19 protein-coding genes are annotated in these 15,758 nt (G+C 46.4%); 5 read left to right on the top strand and 14 right to left on the bottom strand.

The window, feature by feature from the left end:
* Positions 1–121: 121 nt before the first annotated feature.
* Genes ACT3RU_RS01390 through ACT3RU_RS01435 form a run of 10 tightly spaced genes read right to left on the bottom strand, consistent with a single transcriptional unit; the run spans position 122 to position 7,799 of the window.
* Positions 122–736 carry an ATP-binding cassette domain-containing protein gene (locus tag ACT3RU_RS01390; protein ID WP_016239123.1) on the bottom strand — a complete coding sequence of 205 codons (615 nt, stop codon included), beginning with the start codon at positions 734–736 and terminating at the stop codon, positions 122–124.
* A complete protein-coding gene (locus ACT3RU_RS01395) occupies positions 736–1,500 on the bottom strand; it encodes an ATP-binding cassette domain-containing protein (protein WP_016239122.1) in 765 nt (254 codons plus the stop codon). Before ACT3RU_RS01395 ends, ACT3RU_RS01390 begins: the two co-directional genes overlap by 1 nt.
* Positions 1,493–2,305, bottom strand: coding sequence for an alpha-D-ribose 1-methylphosphonate 5-phosphate C-P-lyase PhnJ (locus tag ACT3RU_RS01400; protein ID WP_048766754.1), 813 nt, complete (start codon positions 2,303–2,305; stop codon positions 1,493–1,495). The genes ACT3RU_RS01395 and ACT3RU_RS01400 overlap by 8 nt, the downstream gene beginning before the upstream one ends.
* Positions 2,302–3,315, bottom strand: a complete 1,014-nt coding sequence (locus ACT3RU_RS01405; protein WP_016239120.1) for a carbon-phosphorus lyase complex subunit PhnI — start codon at positions 3,313–3,315, stop codon at positions 2,302–2,304. The genes ACT3RU_RS01400 and ACT3RU_RS01405 overlap by 4 nt, the downstream gene beginning before the upstream one ends.
* Positions 3,315–3,872 (bottom strand): phosphonate C-P lyase system protein PhnH, encoded by a 558-nt coding sequence (gene phnH / locus ACT3RU_RS01410; RefSeq protein ID WP_048766753.1) that lies wholly within the window; start codon positions 3,870–3,872, stop codon positions 3,315–3,317. Before phnH ends, ACT3RU_RS01405 begins: the two co-directional genes overlap by 1 nt.
* Before the next feature lie 4 nt (positions 3,873–3,876).
* Positions 3,877–4,302: a phosphonate C-P lyase system protein PhnG gene (gene phnG, locus ACT3RU_RS01415; protein WP_081194694.1), complete on the bottom strand. Its 426-nt coding sequence runs from the start codon at positions 4,300–4,302 to the stop codon at positions 3,877–3,879.
* A gap of 12 nt (positions 4,303–4,314) precedes the next feature.
* On the bottom strand, positions 4,315–4,830 hold the full coding sequence (locus tag ACT3RU_RS01420; protein WP_019282989.1) for a hypothetical protein: 516 nt from the start codon (positions 4,828–4,830) through the stop codon (positions 4,315–4,317).
* Positions 4,823–5,647 carry an ABC transporter ATP-binding protein gene (locus ACT3RU_RS01425; RefSeq protein ID WP_016239116.1) on the bottom strand — a complete coding sequence of 275 codons (825 nt, stop codon included), beginning with the start codon at positions 5,645–5,647 and terminating at the stop codon, positions 4,823–4,825. The genes ACT3RU_RS01420 and ACT3RU_RS01425 overlap by 8 nt, the downstream gene beginning before the upstream one ends.
* Positions 5,648–5,649: 2 nt before the next feature.
* Complete coding sequence (locus ACT3RU_RS01430) at positions 5,650–6,708, bottom strand: FecCD family ABC transporter permease (protein WP_096277100.1); 1,059 nt, start codon at positions 6,706–6,708, stop codon at positions 5,650–5,652.
* The gene (locus ACT3RU_RS01435; protein ID WP_096277102.1) at positions 6,705–7,799 is read right to left on the bottom strand and encodes an ABC transporter substrate-binding protein; all 1,095 of its coding nucleotides are present in this window, start codon (positions 7,797–7,799) and stop codon (positions 6,705–6,707) included. Before ACT3RU_RS01435 ends, ACT3RU_RS01430 begins: the two co-directional genes overlap by 4 nt.
* Before the next feature lie 29 nt (positions 7,800–7,828).
* On the opposite strand from ACT3RU_RS01435, the gene ACT3RU_RS01440 reads away from it, so the two are divergent.
* Positions 7,829–8,791 carry a LysR family transcriptional regulator gene (locus tag ACT3RU_RS01440; protein WP_225733714.1) on the top strand — a complete coding sequence of 321 codons (963 nt, stop codon included), beginning with the start codon at positions 7,829–7,831 and terminating at the stop codon, positions 8,789–8,791.
* 6 nt (positions 8,792–8,797) lie between these two features.
* The gene (locus tag ACT3RU_RS01445; RefSeq protein ID WP_192526914.1) at positions 8,798–9,214 is read left to right on the top strand and encodes a DUF4113 domain-containing protein; all 417 of its coding nucleotides are present in this window, start codon (positions 8,798–8,800) and stop codon (positions 9,212–9,214) included.
* 467 nt (positions 9,215–9,681) lie between these two features.
* On the opposite strand, the gene ACT3RU_RS01450 is transcribed toward ACT3RU_RS01445, so the two are convergent.
* Genes ACT3RU_RS01450 through ACT3RU_RS01460 form a run of 3 tightly spaced genes read right to left on the bottom strand, consistent with a single transcriptional unit; the run spans position 9,682 to position 12,094 of the window.
* Entirely contained in the window at positions 9,682–10,125 is a 444-nt protein-coding gene (locus tag ACT3RU_RS01450) for a TIR domain-containing protein (RefSeq protein ID WP_096277114.1), read from the bottom strand.
* 9 nt (positions 10,126–10,134) lie between these two features.
* On the bottom strand, positions 10,135–11,565 hold the full coding sequence (locus ACT3RU_RS01455) for an SIR2 family protein (RefSeq protein WP_192526915.1): 1,431 nt from the start codon (positions 11,563–11,565) through the stop codon (positions 10,135–10,137).
* A gap of 34 nt (positions 11,566–11,599) precedes the next feature.
* Positions 11,600–12,094, bottom strand: a complete 495-nt coding sequence (locus ACT3RU_RS01460) for a toll/interleukin-1 receptor domain-containing protein (RefSeq protein ID WP_096277120.1) — start codon at positions 12,092–12,094, stop codon at positions 11,600–11,602.
* 295 nt (positions 12,095–12,389) lie between these two features.
* On the opposite strand from ACT3RU_RS01460, the gene ACT3RU_RS01465 reads away from it, so the two are divergent.
* The 3 genes from ACT3RU_RS01465 (at position 12,390) to ACT3RU_RS01475 (ending at position 15,326) form a co-directional block, all read left to right on the top strand.
* Positions 12,390–12,719, top strand: a complete 330-nt coding sequence (locus tag ACT3RU_RS01465) for a hypothetical protein (RefSeq protein ID WP_086961195.1) — start codon at positions 12,390–12,392, stop codon at positions 12,717–12,719.
* A 433-nt stretch (positions 12,720–13,152) separates the two neighbouring features.
* A complete protein-coding gene (locus ACT3RU_RS01470) occupies positions 13,153–14,151 on the top strand; it encodes a DNA-processing protein DprA (protein WP_086961193.1) in 999 nt (332 codons plus the stop codon).
* Between the two features lie 38 nt (positions 14,152–14,189).
* Positions 14,190–15,326, top strand: a complete 1,137-nt coding sequence (locus tag ACT3RU_RS01475; RefSeq protein ID WP_192526916.1) for a hypothetical protein — start codon at positions 14,190–14,192, stop codon at positions 15,324–15,326.
* A gap of 103 nt (positions 15,327–15,429) precedes the next feature.
* Here the strand turns inward: ACT3RU_RS01475 and ACT3RU_RS01480 are convergent, their stop codons facing one another.
* The gene (locus ACT3RU_RS01480) at positions 15,430–15,717 is read right to left on the bottom strand and encodes a hypothetical protein (RefSeq protein WP_096277124.1); all 288 of its coding nucleotides are present in this window, start codon (positions 15,715–15,717) and stop codon (positions 15,430–15,432) included.
* Positions 15,718–15,758 lie beyond the last annotated feature (41 nt).

Raw genomic sequence — 15,758 nt, forward strand, 5'->3', positions numbered from 1 at the left:
ATTACCAGTGTGACTGAGGTATCGGCATGAACGAAGTTTAGGCAACCTACACTCAACGCAGATCCCAATAAAATTTTTTTCATTATGAGTACTTTTCCAGGTTAAATTAAATGTAGACGGTTTAACCGTCTAAAGAGATTGACTGATCCACCCAACTGGCACTCGTATGACTGGTGTAAATAACCAGTTTCTGAGCGGCTTTAGCCTGTAATAAAAGCGTGCTCACCTGATGACTACGCTCTGGATCCAATCCTGTACAGGGCTCATCTAAAAGTAAGATTGGAGGAGAAGAAAAATAAGCGTGAAGCAACATAAAACGCTGTAGTTCACCACCAGAGACATCACAGGCATAGCGAGAGAGTAAGCTAGGAGAGAGGTCCAGCAGTCTTAGTCCGTCGAGTACTGTCTTTGTGGGGACTAGAGCAAACCAATCCACAAGTTTTTCGCGAGGTAGTACGGTAGGATGTTGCCCTACGTACGACATTAATCGTGAGCGTAGAAATGCAAAGTGGGCGGGTGTCATTGTGCTTGGTGTGAACTGCTGATCGTGGGTTCGTATGCACAAGTGTGCCGTTCCTAAGCTTCGACTTCCCCAAATTCGTGAGAGCAAAGTCGATTTTCCTGAGCCTGACGCTCCCCAGATCTGTACGATCTGCCCTGTTTGTGCCGTTATGCGAAGTGGCCCATGATGTATGCCATTGCCTTCATACTGCAAAATCACAGTTGGTTTATTCATTAAATCATTGCCTTAACAAGAGCTTGGGCGATGAGATGCTCAGGCTCAGTAAGCAAACGATCCATAATGGATTCGCTGACGATGCGGCCTTGATCCATCACGATGGCCCGATCAGCAATGAGTCGAGCTAGACGTAAGTCATGAGTCACAAACACCATGGCAGTCTGTGTTTGGTTTCTCAAATTAGAGAGCACATCTAAAAAATCTGCTTGAGCGACTGAGTCGAGACCAGCAGTGGGTTCATCTAAAAATAAAATGCTCGGCTGATGGATCATGGCCGCAGCGATTTGTACGCGTTGGCGCATCCCTCCCGAAAAGTTCTTCACTGGCTCATGTAATCGTTCTGGACATAAACCAAGTCGCTGGCCCCATTTTTGTGCTTGTTTGAGTGCATCAACCGCACGGTTGTCACCTAAATCAAAAAGACGACGTACGATATTAGTGGCGGCACTTTGTCTCAGGTTTAGGGTTGTGCTGGCATCCTGAGCCACATAGCCACACGCCCGCCGACGTAAAAGGTTAGTTTGATAAAGACTAGTACGTAGTAAATCCTGGCCTAAAAGGGAAAGAGCCTGACAGTTGTTAGATAGCTGTCGTCCAGCAAGTATATTCAGAAGACTTGATTTTCCAGCACCTGAGGGGCCGACTAAAGCGAGAACCTCGGAAGGATAAAGCTTGAGGTGACAATCCGACAAAATACGGTGCCCAGCTATTTCAAGTGAGATAGCCTGTGCTGTCAGCACGGGATCTGGCAAGCTAAACATGAGCGCGCTCCTTGCATGCTTCGGAGTCGGAACATACCCAATGGGGGGTGTTTGACGTACCAATATTATCCAAATAATGAATAGATGAGCCGCAGATACAACATGCTGTATCGACTTTTTTCAGGCTAGCAGGCAGGTCAACAAAAGCTAAGTTTGCTAAGGGTGTATAGGCAGGCAATGCATAAATTCGTCGCTCGCGTGCGGCGCCAAAAATCTGAATAGCAGGCATCATCGCCATGCGGGGGTTATCCATAGCAGGAATAGGCGACGGTGACATTAAGACCCCATCATTAACAATCACAGGGTGGTCGTATCCTAAGCACGCCTCATCTTGTTGCAACCATGTTTCAAATAGAGCGCTTAACACGACACCGTAATCATGATGTGCGTGCCGTGTCAGTGCTTCGGCCGCATCATTAATAAATCCACGTAGAGGGTCAGGTCGAGGAACTTGGTACACCACAATTTGCTCTTCCCGCAACGGGCTTTCAGGGACTCGCTGACGCGTTTGAATGAGAGTAGCCTTTGAGCTTGTTGTCGTAATTGATATGTTTGCCGTTTTAGTAAAAAAATCCGCGATATTCAGGGCATTAACGGTATCATCCGAACCATGATCGACTACCTTTAACGTGTCATTCGGTTCTAATAAGGCAGCGGTAATAGCCATGCCTCCTACCCCCCAACCATAGGCAATGGGTAGCTCAGGAGCTGAGAAAGGTATTTGACGTCCAGGTAGACAGAGTGCTTTTAGGGTTTTACGACGTATTTCTTGTTTGGACGGTAGATCAAGGTAGGCATAATTCATATTTCCTCCTTAGCCTGAACTCGGCGTAAACGCGCTAAATCAGCATCAAAGTCAGAGTAATGAGGTAATTTCAAATGGCTGACATAGCCGGATGCAGCGACTCCGTCGGTATGCATGAGTGCATCACTGGTAGCACCCTCAATTTTAAAGTGCTGATCTACGATTGCCATGGCGACGGCTTTACGCTCGTTAGCTCCAAAAGCAATACCAAAACCCGCTTCTAAATGTGGAGATGAGCTAAAATTTGGAGCCACAGTAGTGCAGGCAGTTAACTCAACCTCACCAATGGATACGGTTAAATTGAGGTCTTCCAGCTCTACGAATATTTCAACGCTCCCTCTCATTAATTGCGCTACATAGGGATGACTCGTTGAGGCTTTACGCAAACTCTCGTAAGCTAATCCAGTTAAGTAGCCTTCTTCGCCACGAGCGAGATGAGCGAGACGCTCGCAAGGATCAGGTAAAGAAGGCAAAACAGTTCGCGTAATGTCTATCGGAGCTTTAGATATTTCGGTGCGGATAAGATCTGCGTACAGTGGCTCAGAGCTAGAGGGCGATGAGGGAGCTGTTATCACTGATTTAGGTAACTCGCACTGAGGGCGAGAGTGTTCTAAATCCATATTCAGTAAGCGGTGGGTGTAGTCGTAAGTGGCGCCTAAAATTTGCCCTCCAGCCAACTCTTTTTGCGTGGCGGAAATGTGGCGACTGTAATGCATTGTTTTTAGATCTATGTTTTGGCTTGAGCCAAAATTGGCTAATTGCGCGCGATGAGCACGTACGAGAAATACCGCTTCGGCAATGTCTCCCTGAGCTTGCTTAAAGGCAATAGCAGCAAAACGTCGATCGTATAAGCCCCCCTCACTCATGATCCGATCAAGAGCTAACGACATTTGTGCCATGATTTGATTAATTTCAATCTCGGGGATTGTGTCGTCGCCTCGGCGACTCCGTTCTACGGCTATACGGGAAGCAGCAATTGCTTGTTCACCACCCTTTACTGGTACGTACATTAAATGATCTCCAAAGTTAAGTGACGTGGTAATACAACCAGCTGCGTGTCAGCGCATAGTAGTAGGTCCACTCCACGCGGGTAATCGGCACGAAAAGCAATATGATCAATGACTACATTTTGATGTAACCCTGAAAAATATAAAGTGTGTGGTTTGTTGAGTCCTGCACCGGTGGCTCGTATAGCAAGCCCCCCGTTTGTAGGTGATATGGCGGCTATTTCCATGACAAGGGTTGCCCCACTTTCAGGCGCCTCACGGCTTCCTGCTGGAATATGTTGTAAGTGATGCCGTTGAGAACCTGCAAAAACCCATTCGGGAGTTTGGCTCAAGGTTGCGCCTGTATTCAAAATACGGCTTGTTAATTCCTTATTTTCCACCTCAATAGCTACCGTCGTTTGGCTGTCTAGAAGGCAGTCAACGATGCAATGAATAGCACGCTCTTCTAGTTGCTGTATGCGCATTGGGTAACCAAAGGCATGCAGTAGTCGCCGATAAGTACGCGTCTGCCGATGTAACTCATCGTCATGTCTGTGCTCAGATCGTAAAGGTATTTTCATGATTCTAAGTTTTTTGTGTGGTGTAGAAACGTACAGAAGTAGCAGCCGTCAGCTGCTCCCTCTCAGCCTTTTTTAGCTCTAACTGTTGGCGTATAGGGTGCAGCACCAGCTCACGTTGGTGGGAGGGGGCCGTTTGTAGAAAGGCGTCTAGATAGGCCGCTAACTCCGCTTTGCGTAGATCGGAGCCCAAATGTACTGCGTAACCTTGAATTTTCCCAATAGCGATTACGCAGCGAGTACAAGAAGCCTCACCAAACTGAAATGACACTGAGGCCTTACAAGCTTGTGTATTGAGCTGCACCAACCCCGTTTCAGGGCCAGCGAGTTTTTGTATAGGCACACCCGGATTGTAAGTAGCCCAGATATTTTCCAGATAATCTCGGTTAGCTCGGGCAAGTAGCCCGAGCCAAGTTTGACGTTCTTGACTCATGGCTATGACTTATTACGATAATACGGTAGCGTTGTAAATATCTTCTGCGGGCTGGACTAACAAGCGTTCTCCCATTTCGAGCTTCATTTCAGCCAAAATGATCTCTTCTTCTGGTGAGCGGTCTTTCTTGCGTGCTAACTGAATGAACTCGGGGCGTACGTGTCCGGGACGGATGGTGATTTCAACAGCGGTGCCACGGTACTCGAAACGGAAGTAATAACGACCACCGGGGGACTCTTCTTCTTCGAGCCCTACTGAGTTATCAACAATGTAGCGACCCTCAGTAAGACCGCGGGTAACAAACTCAATCGCATCTCTACCCCCTGGGCCTCCAAAGGCTGTGACACAGCGAATTTCACGTCGTTCAGGCAAACGACCATTATCTAGCAAGGGCCAGGCTCGCTGCATAACTTTTAGCCCGTGGGCTACACCACCCGGATAACCGGCACCGTGGTATTTTAATAACTCATCAAAGTGGACTGTAAATTCATGTCCATTTTCCAGATAGGAGATTGTATCGTTACTCATTGTATTTACCTTTGTTTAGAGGATAAGAAATGGGCATATCTTGATCCGGTTCACGTATTCCAAAAACCGGGCAGATTGTGCTTTGAAAATGTTCTCCCGTTTGCACCATTAGACGGCGTAGTCTGACGTTGTATAAACGGGATAACTCAGACTCGGTTAACAGCTCATCAGCTGGACCAAATTTAATCTGATCGTTGGTGTGCATCAGCAGTACTTTGTCTGCGAGATGCAGAGCGTGTTGCGGATGGTGAGTGGTAAAAACGACCGAATGGCTACGTACTCGGCGTAACTCGAATAAGACGTTAAGCAATAAGTCCTGATTAGCTAAATCTAAAGCTGAAGCCGGCTCATCAAGTATGAGTACCTCAGCACCAGTAGCTAAAGCACGAGCAAGCAACACTAATTGGCGCTCGCCGCCGGATAGAGAGCCATATAAACGATAAGCAAAATGCCCTCCGCCTACTTTTTCCAATGCTTCAAGAGCTAGCTTACGATCCCGCTGTGAAGGAAGGCTGAACATGGGAAGCAAGGCGGCTCGTGCCATGAGTACCACATCGAGGCAACAATGGTTTTCACTACCGTATTGGTATTGAGGTACATAGCCGATGAGGTGGGGTACCTGCCGTTGTCCTTGATCTAAACGTTGTGAGCCTAATAGAGCTTTTAGCAACGTAGTCTTACCGCGTCCGTTTGGGCCCAAAATGGCCAACGTTTCGCCCTTTTGTACGTTAAAACTTAAATCCTGAAAAATCACACGTTCACTAAAACGTACGCACGCTCCAGTTAAACTGAGATGAGAGGTAAAGACGGTTTGCATGATTAAGCCCTTTCACGTCGACGAGTGCATAGTAAGTACACAAAGACGGGGGCGCCAACTAGAGCTGTGAGTACACCTAAAGGAATCTCTGCAGCAGTTAAACTACGAGCCAACGTATCAGTCAAAATCATGAAAGTGGCACCCAGCATAAGACTCGTGAAATAGAGCCGGCGGTGATCTTCGCCTACTAACATACGAGCAAAGTGTGGGATTACGAGTCCTACCCACCCCACTACGCCCGATGCGGTTACGCAGGCGCCGATAATGATAGAAATCAACGCGAAGACGATCATCCGGGAGCGTGCAACATGGATGCCAAACGACTTAGCTTCGTCGTCACCCATAGCGAGTACAGCAATGCGATAGCGCATTCTATTCAGTAGGTAAATGCTGGCAATGAGTATAGGAGCAGTTTGTGCAAATTTTTCCCAACTCGCCGTTGCAAAGCTTCCCATCAGCCAAAAGACGATGGCAGGTAAACTCGTTTCTGGATCCGCGGCATATTGAACTAACGAAATACCTGCTGCAAATAAAGCATCAATAACAATTCCAGCAAGCACAATAGTCATCAAAGTACGACCCGCCATATTTGAAATCAGCACTACTAAAAACAGAGCAGCAAATGCTGATACAAACGTAGCCCCCATCAGTAGCGGCCCCCCTACTCCAGCCAAAATTGCCAGTGATCCTCCTAATGCTGAACCTGAGGATAAACCTAGCACTTTAGGTGAAACGAGAGGGTTACGAAATAAGGTTTGTAAGGCTACCCCGCAGATGGCAAGCCCAGCCCCACATACTCCTGCCAATAATATGCGCGGCAAGCGTACATTCAAGATCACCAACGCATCCATATGCTGTGAGTTATCACCTCGTAAGGCTGCATATAGGATGGCTACAATCTCATCTAGCGCTACGCTGTATCGACCTACTGATAGCCCGATTAGCACAGTCGCTATAAGCAGTAGGGACAAAAGAGGCCAATGACTAGCACGCCAAGTGCTCAGGGTAACTGGCTCAACCATTTCTGAGGACGAGTGAATCGATCGCGTATATGTGTTCATTGTTTACGAAACACTTGATAACCGTGACTGTCGCCGTTCATAGCAATACGCAGAATTCGATCTATCTGCTCATCCGATAGGTCAAAGTTATAAAGTAATTTGAAGCCTTCTTTTAATTCGTGACGTAGGTCAAAAGAGAAAATATCGGGATGAGTAAGATTGGCCAGCCACATCCATGTGTAGGGGCTTTCATGGGAAGCACTATCCCAGATATATCCACCTTGAGGTGTCTTATAAACGCGTTTTTGTACGGCGGCATTTAAGCGAGAAAGTAATGGGTCGTCGTATATCGCTTCTAATCCAGCATCCGTCTCTGCTGCGGAAAGTAAGATAATATCTGGGTTCCATTCAAGAATCTGTTCCACGCTAACAGTGCTTTGTACGCCAGCTCCTTGAGCTACATTTTTAGCGCCAACCAGCTCGATGAAGGTTTGTTGATAACTTTTCTCACCAGTAGCAGTCAACTTGGATTTGGCAGAGCGCAAATGCAAAATGCTTGGTGTTGCATGAAAGCCTACTTGTTTTAAACCAGTAGTAATTTCACTTTGTACACGGTCACGCCAATCAATAAGCTTTGACAGTTTTTCAGTATTACCCGTGATATCAGCCACCATTTTCATATTGGCTCGGGCCAGCTCTTCTGTACCCGCATTGCCACCGCCTACCATTAGAGCAACGGGCAAACCTGCATTGCGAAGTGGAGCTACGATATCATCGCCGCGCTCACCCCACTGGATGACTAAATCCGGTTTAAGTTCTGCGATGGCCTCTACGTTGGGCATCCAACCACCGTTTTCCGACAAAATGTCACTGGAGATATCAACAGCTTCAGGAAACATAACGCTCATCATACCGCTCTCAAAGGCTCGTTTAGAGCCCTCATTCATACCCACTAACAGCTCGGTAGAACCATCTATTGCGATGAAGGTAGCTGCAGCTGGATTGGGCAGAGTAATGATACGTCTAGGAGGGGCTTCTAACTTAATTTCCTGTCCGGTTACATCAGTAAAGTTAAATTCTTGCGCTGACAAGTTACCTGATAACAAAGTTGTCGCTACTAGCACGGCAAAGCAACGGGGTATTGAGGTCATAACCTCTCCAATTGAGAATGAGATTGACTATGATTTTGATTAAAAATATTATAGCCAGTGTTTCATCAATTGGAATCGAATGTTTTATGACGGTGCGTGAAGTAATTTCGAACAAGCTAGCAGCAGTGTCTGTGCGTGACTTGCTTTTAGTTGAGGCCGTCGCAATGAAACGTAGTTTTCGTTATGCGGCCATAGACATGGGTATTTCGACCTCGGGCTTGTCTTATCAAGTAAAAAAAGTAGAGGAAATTCTCGGACAGCCCATTTTTGAAAGGGGGAGTAAAATAACACCCACTGCCTTTGGAAAGGAAGTTTTAGACTTAATCGCCGTAATTTTAGAAGGCGTGACTCGGCTTGAGGGGTTACGTGATGATGGCTTAGCTCTTCCCTTTGGGCAAACCTTACGTATTGGAGTGATTTCCTCACTGGCACCGGATAACTTGTTACGGATTATCCAGATTTGTGCTCACCGTTCAGGTAAAACTAAAGTCGAGTTGGTTAGTGGCAAGCATCAAGGTCTGTTACGGCGTTTACAGAACCGTGAAATTGATTTGCTAATTAGTGCAGCACAGTCGGTTCCTGAGGGGATGGCATATACAAGCTTATTCAAGGAACACTTTGTCTTACTAGTGCGAGCCGATAAACTTCAGCCTGAACTCCATCCTCTTATGCTCTGTGAGCCTGGATTACTACCACTTAGCGAGGATGATTTTGTTCCATCGCTAATTACTGAAGGCTTAAGTAAATTATTAAGCTCCGGCTTGACTCGTACATATGGCCTTGGTGTTGAGCATCGAATGGCTTTAGTTGCCGCAGGTTATGGTCATGCATTATTGCCGTATGGCTGGGTAAGAGATGTACATTTACCGGATCATTTAGCAGTGATGGAGCTTCCTCCCGCTTTATCGGCAGAGCGTGAATTAGGTTGCTTTTGGCGTCACTCATACATGATGGGGAGTCAAATTTCTCAGGCTTTTAGTGAAGCATGGTAAGCATTGATGGTGTTTGTTCACACCAATCGCTTTCGGCAAGATCTGCCGAGCTACAGTAAACGGTTAGTAATACCGCTACCTCACCCCACCGATGATAGCCGCGAGCTCATCAAAGCTGCCATGGCAGGGCTAGAAAGAATTTTTAAAAAAGACATCTGGTACCAAAAATGCGGGATTATGCTCATTGATTTGTGCGATCACGACAATGAACAACTAGGGCTGCTCGCCGAACCGATCAGTGACGAGAAACGTGCTCGTAATGAAAAATTGATGGCCACGCTCGATAAGCTCAATCGCGAACACGGAAAAAATACCGTCCGGATTGGCATGCCTCGCAAACAGAATGCTTGGGAATTGCGTTGCGAGCACCGTACACCACGCTACACCACACGCTGGGAAGAGCTAGCAGTGGCCAAAACCTAGAAAAGAGCTGCCATCCCTGGCACTCCTACCTCTTTTCACTACCAATAATCACATCCCTGTTGTGACGCATTCGACGTGCTAAAGCGGCGATCCTGGGCGTCACACTTTCACCCTAGCCTTTATCAAGCCATTTTTATGTAAGCGATTGACCACAGCGTTTGTAAGCAATGGCTTACAACAATCCGTTATGCAATGAAACTAAAAACGATTGGCGATATGTGTGCCACTAACCCAATTGGCAGCAACTAAGCCAGTGGTACTTCAGCTTATTCTGATGGATGGCAAAGACACCTGATCCGATTCAGGATAATTCGAGCAGTTAGCACGTGACATTTTTCCGCTAAAACAAGGGTTCAAACGCAGGATCGCTTGGTGAATAGGTCCCCTGGTAGCCTGTATGATTTCAGGCGGGGCATCAGAATTCATCTTCGTTAATTAGCTCAAAGGTGTGGTCGCTTAAATATCGCTCAAGGTTTTCCAGCAGCCTTGGCGGCTTCTTCAACCCATACTCCAAGGTTTTCACGACCATTATCTGTATTCCAGCGGTAGTGCTTGTATCCTTGGATCTTCATGCCGCAGAAGTCACTTGTTTGTTTATTGAAATCTGGGATTTTACTAATATCTATAGTCAACAATCCGTTGCCCCGTTTGATACTTTTCTCTATTTCGTATTTTACCCATTTACTTTTATCAGTATTGGCACCTATAAGTACGACTGTCACAGTCGTACCGATAAGCTGGGCATCTATCCATGCTTTTACCGTGCTATCACCTGTGCGCTCTAACTTCTCGAACTCTGCTTTGTCGATGAATCCAACTTTAGGGTTGGCATTGATCACGTTACTGTTACGGACATTCATCGCTCTCAGAACGTCGTCGTACTGGAAACTAAAGAAAACCTTTCTAGCCATGGGGACACCTTAGATGAGCCGTAAGAGGAGGAGGATGACTTCTTGAGCGCGTTCAAGTGATGTAGATTTATCGCCTAGTTCACCCAACAAGGGTGTAATCTTTTTACCATTCTCGTGCTGAGATTCTTGATAAGACTTCATAACCTCATTCCACAGTAATTTCGACATCGAGCCTGTAATACCTACAGGAATTACAAAAACGCCTTTCGCTACAGCGATATCGAATTCTTCACGCATTCCGTCAGAAAGGATTAACTCGCCATTTTCCAGCTTATTGCCAAACATAAAAATAGCAACGCCTGCATGAGCGAGCATATTGCGTCGATATTCTGTCCACAGTTCCTTCAGAGGCCTTTCCCCAGTCTTGCTTTGTGGAAAGGGCCTAAGAATTAACTGGTCGTTGTCGAGACGGCCACCATTCATAACAGTTTGTTCAAGCACGCCAGTGATGATTGCGCTACCTATACCGAGGCCAAACCCTGAGATCACTCGGTACTGTTCTTTGCAAATGGCCCTGCTCAGATGATAAACGAATTGCTCTGATTCAGCCTTGCACCACGGGTTATAGTCATGAGCAGCACCAGAGATAAAGATTGTATTTCTTTTGTGGCGATGCTCGATGGCACGCAGAATGTCAGTAATTTCAGAAAACTCATCAACATAAACGGCTTTGATCCCTACACGGAGCAGCTCTCCTGTGAAAAGCTCTTCCTTACGTTGGCGATACTCGAAGTCAGCAAGGTCTTCATTCTCTCCCTTGCTAGCTCTTCTCAGGATGCAGTAGTGCTGTCGTTGATCTCGAGTAAACTGAATCCTGACGCGGCTAAGAATATATTCTAGATTAGGGTCGGTGAAGCTGAAGCCGAGAAAGAGGAAGGTTTTAGAAACCAAGTCACCGCTTAAAGCTGTAATGAACGGCTGCATATTGACGTGGTAACGCTCATAGTCATCGCGAGTCAACACCGCGTCAGCGGCATGCTCGATGTCACCATGCATCTTATAAACAATTGCATCACGTTTCGGCCGTGTCGTTGCCAATTGCTTATTGGTATGTTTGATGTCAGCTATCTTTTCGTTTTTTTCAAGCGCCGTTTCGATCAAACGATCATAATTGGTTGTCCAGTAGGTCGGAATAGGCAGCCTTGCCAGAATCGCGTGGTTTTCAGTGGGCTCCGCCGTCATTGAGAACTCAGTCACCAGTAGCTGATTGAGTTTTGCTCGGTTGGTCGCATTGACGTTTGTGTGGTATTGCGCCAACGTAACTAGATCCCATTCTTTATCGACGTCTAAATCAAGCTCATCAGCTATTGGCTTGAGCAATGACTTCCAGTCGACATAACCTGCTGCTCTTGAAAAGCCTGCACCCGCAAAAATAGCCAGATTTCCTTCTTCTAGCTCTTTTGAAAGGGTGTCAACGAGCCGTAACTGATCACGTTTCATTCTGAGCTTCCCGTCAGGTTTTTGTAAGGCATAATCAGATATTTCTCAGCCAACGACTGTGCCCTTGAAGGTCGTATAGGGCTAATGCTCCGTTTGGTGTGGTGTCGATACGGGAATAAAGCTGTAAATATTCATTGCCATGATGACGACCTGATGAGTCGACGGTAGGAACGATGACGATGTTATTGAGATTCTTCTTTCCATCAGCGTAACCAATCTCCCAAGGGCACCATCGTGATGACATGGAGTTCTCAGTAGCCAGGAAAAGGAACCAATTGGCATGCACAATGGCATTCTTGATTCGCCTTGCGGTTTCTGCATCAGGGCGTTCCGGCATCTTTTGGTCTTGCCAATCGATGTAGATATCCCACCCTTGTTCAATGAGCATTTGCTGAAGGCCTAATGCTTGCTGGTTATCTTTGTGACTATGGCTCAAGAAAGCAGTCGGTCGACCGATGCTTGGTGATGAAAAAACCCGTTGTTGCTTACGAAATGAAGCATTGCTGAGCTCATATTGGTAAATTGCCATACGTTACCATTCCCTACTATTTCTTAGTGTTTCAAGGGAAAGTGTCATTATTTTCATTCATTCGCAAGCCGTTTCTGAGCGTATTCTGATAGCGGAAGCGTTCAGCGTAATAGGCGGCGATGAAAGGCTTAGTGAATCCTGTTAGGCCTAACCGGGTGCTGTACGAAATAGCGACTACCACCCTCATTGGGGTTCCATCATGATCTAGTGGCAGCCAATGGTGTAACCGGATCATTCAATTCTTCAGATTATTGGGCCTGGGAGATAGATGATTGAATAATGTAGGAGAATCAAAATGAAAATTATTGAAAAGGTGGAAATCGATTCCGTCACCGATGTGATGTGCGATGTATGCCTATGCTCCACTCGGGTAGCGAATGTTGGGCTTGAATTTGCGACGCTCCAAGCTCATTGGGGATACGGGGCTAAGCACGATGGCGAGCGCTACGAACTACATCTCTGTGAGAGTTGCTTTTTTGGCACAGTTGCGTACCTAAAACAGGAGCGACGTATACAAAATTTATTCAGTGAGGAGGTTGGGATAGAGGCTAACGAGCCGAACAGCACATTTGGCCTAGTTGCATCAGAGGATTATTTTCGTGACGACGTCGGAAGCAAACTCTAATCATGATCTGCTCTGAAGTGGCCAATAAAGCGCTTTTAGCGCGAGGCTGTTGGACATTTTTGAGCAAGATGTGTCGTAAAAAAGAGTCAGGGCGGGCCTTGATCAAAGGCCATTGTCACTACCGGATGCGCCTTCTTGGCCTGGGTAACATGAACTAACTAGGCCGTATTGTTGTAGGCATGAAGCTGCCTTCGTCATTTAACAATATTGCTAATATCTGTCACCCATGGGGGCTTATGGGCTAGGGTCATTACTGGCATTGCCAAGAATACAAAAGTTCTAAATTGCAGTGGAATGACCTTCAGTACGTGCTTAATAAGAAAAAGTGACGTGAAAGGTACGACTGGCGTAGGCAGGTTCTTCTGCGCGAACCCGAATTCAAGTAGTCTCTACTATGGATAACGAAAAAAGCGGCTAACTGGGAATGTAAGGCATGGATCGTGGTGCCAATTTTTGGCGTAATGAAGTCGTAGCTTTTCTTGCGCTATCGACTATCAAAGGTGTTGGGTACTGGACGCTATTTCGTCTGATGTTGCCCGGGAAAGGGTTCAAAGACTTTCTCAAAAATTCACCGATTTCTGTTCTTGAAAAAGAGCTGAAGGTATCACTTTTGCTGGACGGTGAAAGTCCTGAAGAGTGGCAGCATAGAGTCTGGGAGGCTGGCCTTCAGCTAGCCAGGGAACTGGCCAAATATAGAGCACGGCTAGTCTTTCGGGATCAGGAGGAGTTCCCAGGCAGGCTTAAAGAAATTGAAGATGGGCCGCGCTGGCTATTTATCCAAGGGGATATTCGAACCCTTTATAATCGTCCAATTGCTGTTGTGGGCACTCGTAAGCCTTCAAAGGATGGTGAGTTCTTGGCTCGCTACGTTGTCGCAACACTTGCACATTCAGAGAGAACGGTAGTATCTGGCCTCGCTTTTGGCATCGACCAAGTTGCTCATCAGGAGTCTCTCAGGTATGGCTTGCCCACAGTGGCGGTTTTAGGAAATGGAATATTCCTTGATTACCCCAAAGGCTCTCAAGAGATCCGTGAGAAAATTTTGATGAATGGCGGGGCAGTCATAACAGAATACCTGCCACATCAATCTTATTCTGGTGAGAACTTTGTGAGGCGAAATCGAATCCAGGCAGGCCTTTCTGAGTTTGTTATTCCAGTTGAATGGAAAATAAAGAGCGGCACAGCTCACACTGTTGAATATGCTTCAAAATACCAAAGAAAAGTGGTCAATATATTCCTGCCAGGAACAGCAAAAGCCCGACCAGAAATGGTTTTTTCGGAGCGTGCACGTGGCGCAACATCGTTTGAGATACCTAGAGAAACCGAGCAGCTTATAGCGCTACTGGATTTGGATACCTCCTCATTGCAAGTGGATTCCGAGCAATCAGAAGATATCGCGACCGAACCAGTGCAACAGAATTTAGAAATTTAGGTAGTTCCTAGTCACTTTAACAATATGAAAAGAAGCCTATGTTGATAGTAACCTCTCCCAGTGCGCTGCTAATTAATGGTGACCCCGATCCCTCTATTGCACAGGTTTTGATAGAAGCAGCTCAAAATAATCATAAGGTTGGGATTGTCTCAAATAACGCCAAACCGGGTTGGTTTGATGAGTTATTTGCCGAAACCGGTGTAATATTTAAGCAAGAGCTAGGACGGCAAAATGGAGGGATTATTAAAAGAACTGCCGAAAAGCTAAAAATCGCGCCGCAAGATGTCTTAGTGCTAGTTGGATCGCAAGCTGACATTGCCATGGGTAAGAATGGTAAAGCGGTTATGGTTGCAGCCGGTTGGTCAAATGACCCAAGAGTGTCTGAGCTCGGTATTCAAGTGGATTGTGCACGTTCTCTTAAGGAAACCCTTCGATTAACTTCGGAGTGGGATGGCAAGTGGTGGTTCAATGGCCAAGGCGCTTCGTATTCTGTACATGCTCTTTCAGATCTATCTACTTTCGGAAAAGACTTTGATCAAAAACAATTTCGCGCGCATCTAACTAGTACTATAAAACAAGGGGGGCCTCGATTGAATGCCTTACTTGCAATGGTTGCGAGATCTCTGCTAACTCAGGGTGTTGACTCGTTTCCAAAGCTTTTTTGGGGAGTGTTTCCTTCGTCAGCTAGCGATAACAGTGATAGCGAGGTACTCAGCGATTTTACGCATCGCTTAAGGACAACTGTATCAAAAGTTCGTATGGCGAGAAAGGGAGAGCCCTTGTTTGTGCGTCATAAACCATCAACTAAGCGGTCGTCAGCTGGTTCAAGAACAGATCGACTTGATCCCACCGAACAGATAGAAACTATTCATTTAAACCCTAAATATCGCGGTAACCTCACCGGGCGTAATGTCATAGTGGTAGATGACTGTACTACTCATGGGGTGTCTTTCGGTGTAGCCGCCGCACTTTTGCGTAAAGCAGGCGCTAATTCTGTCACATGCATTGCACTGGGTAAGTTTGGTAGATCTCTGAGGGACTATCAGATTGATATTACCTCAGATCCATTCCAACCACTCAATCTAGCGAAAAACGCTGTTATAAAAGATAATCCTTTTTTTGTGGGGCACGAAAATAATGCTGCACAAGAAGCGCTTAAGGGCTTGTTGGGCTAGATAGGTCATTAACTTTTTTGTAAAGTAATTATAACCTTACTGTGACCTGCCACTTGAAGGTTTAAATCTAGGCAGGTCACTTACTCTTATCGAAACAAGGAAGTTACCCGCTGACCGGCGTAACTCGTGTTGCTTGTCTCGAAGCAATCATGTTCGCGGGACGCTGAATTTCACTCAGCGTAGCGTCGTCTAAAAGCCCTTCTTCGCGTACAAGATCTAGTACTCCTCGCCCGCTCTGTAGTGCCTGTTTGGCGATTCGTGTTGAGTCGATGCATCCCACATAGCTTCGCTGGATATCTGTCTCTTCTGGCACGCAGAGGCTGACCAAATCGTCGCATAGTGAATCTGGCAGGATTGTTTGAAGGTGCAAGAGGGCAATGCTGTTTAGCATGAATTGCGGCTTTCGGAAGGGCTGCTAAAGTAGCCTCTTAC

This window comes from Halomonas sp. TP35 (genome assembly GCF_052375975.1).
Classification (GTDB): Bacteria; Pseudomonadota; Gammaproteobacteria; order Pseudomonadales; family Halomonadaceae; genus Vreelandella; species Vreelandella citrativorans.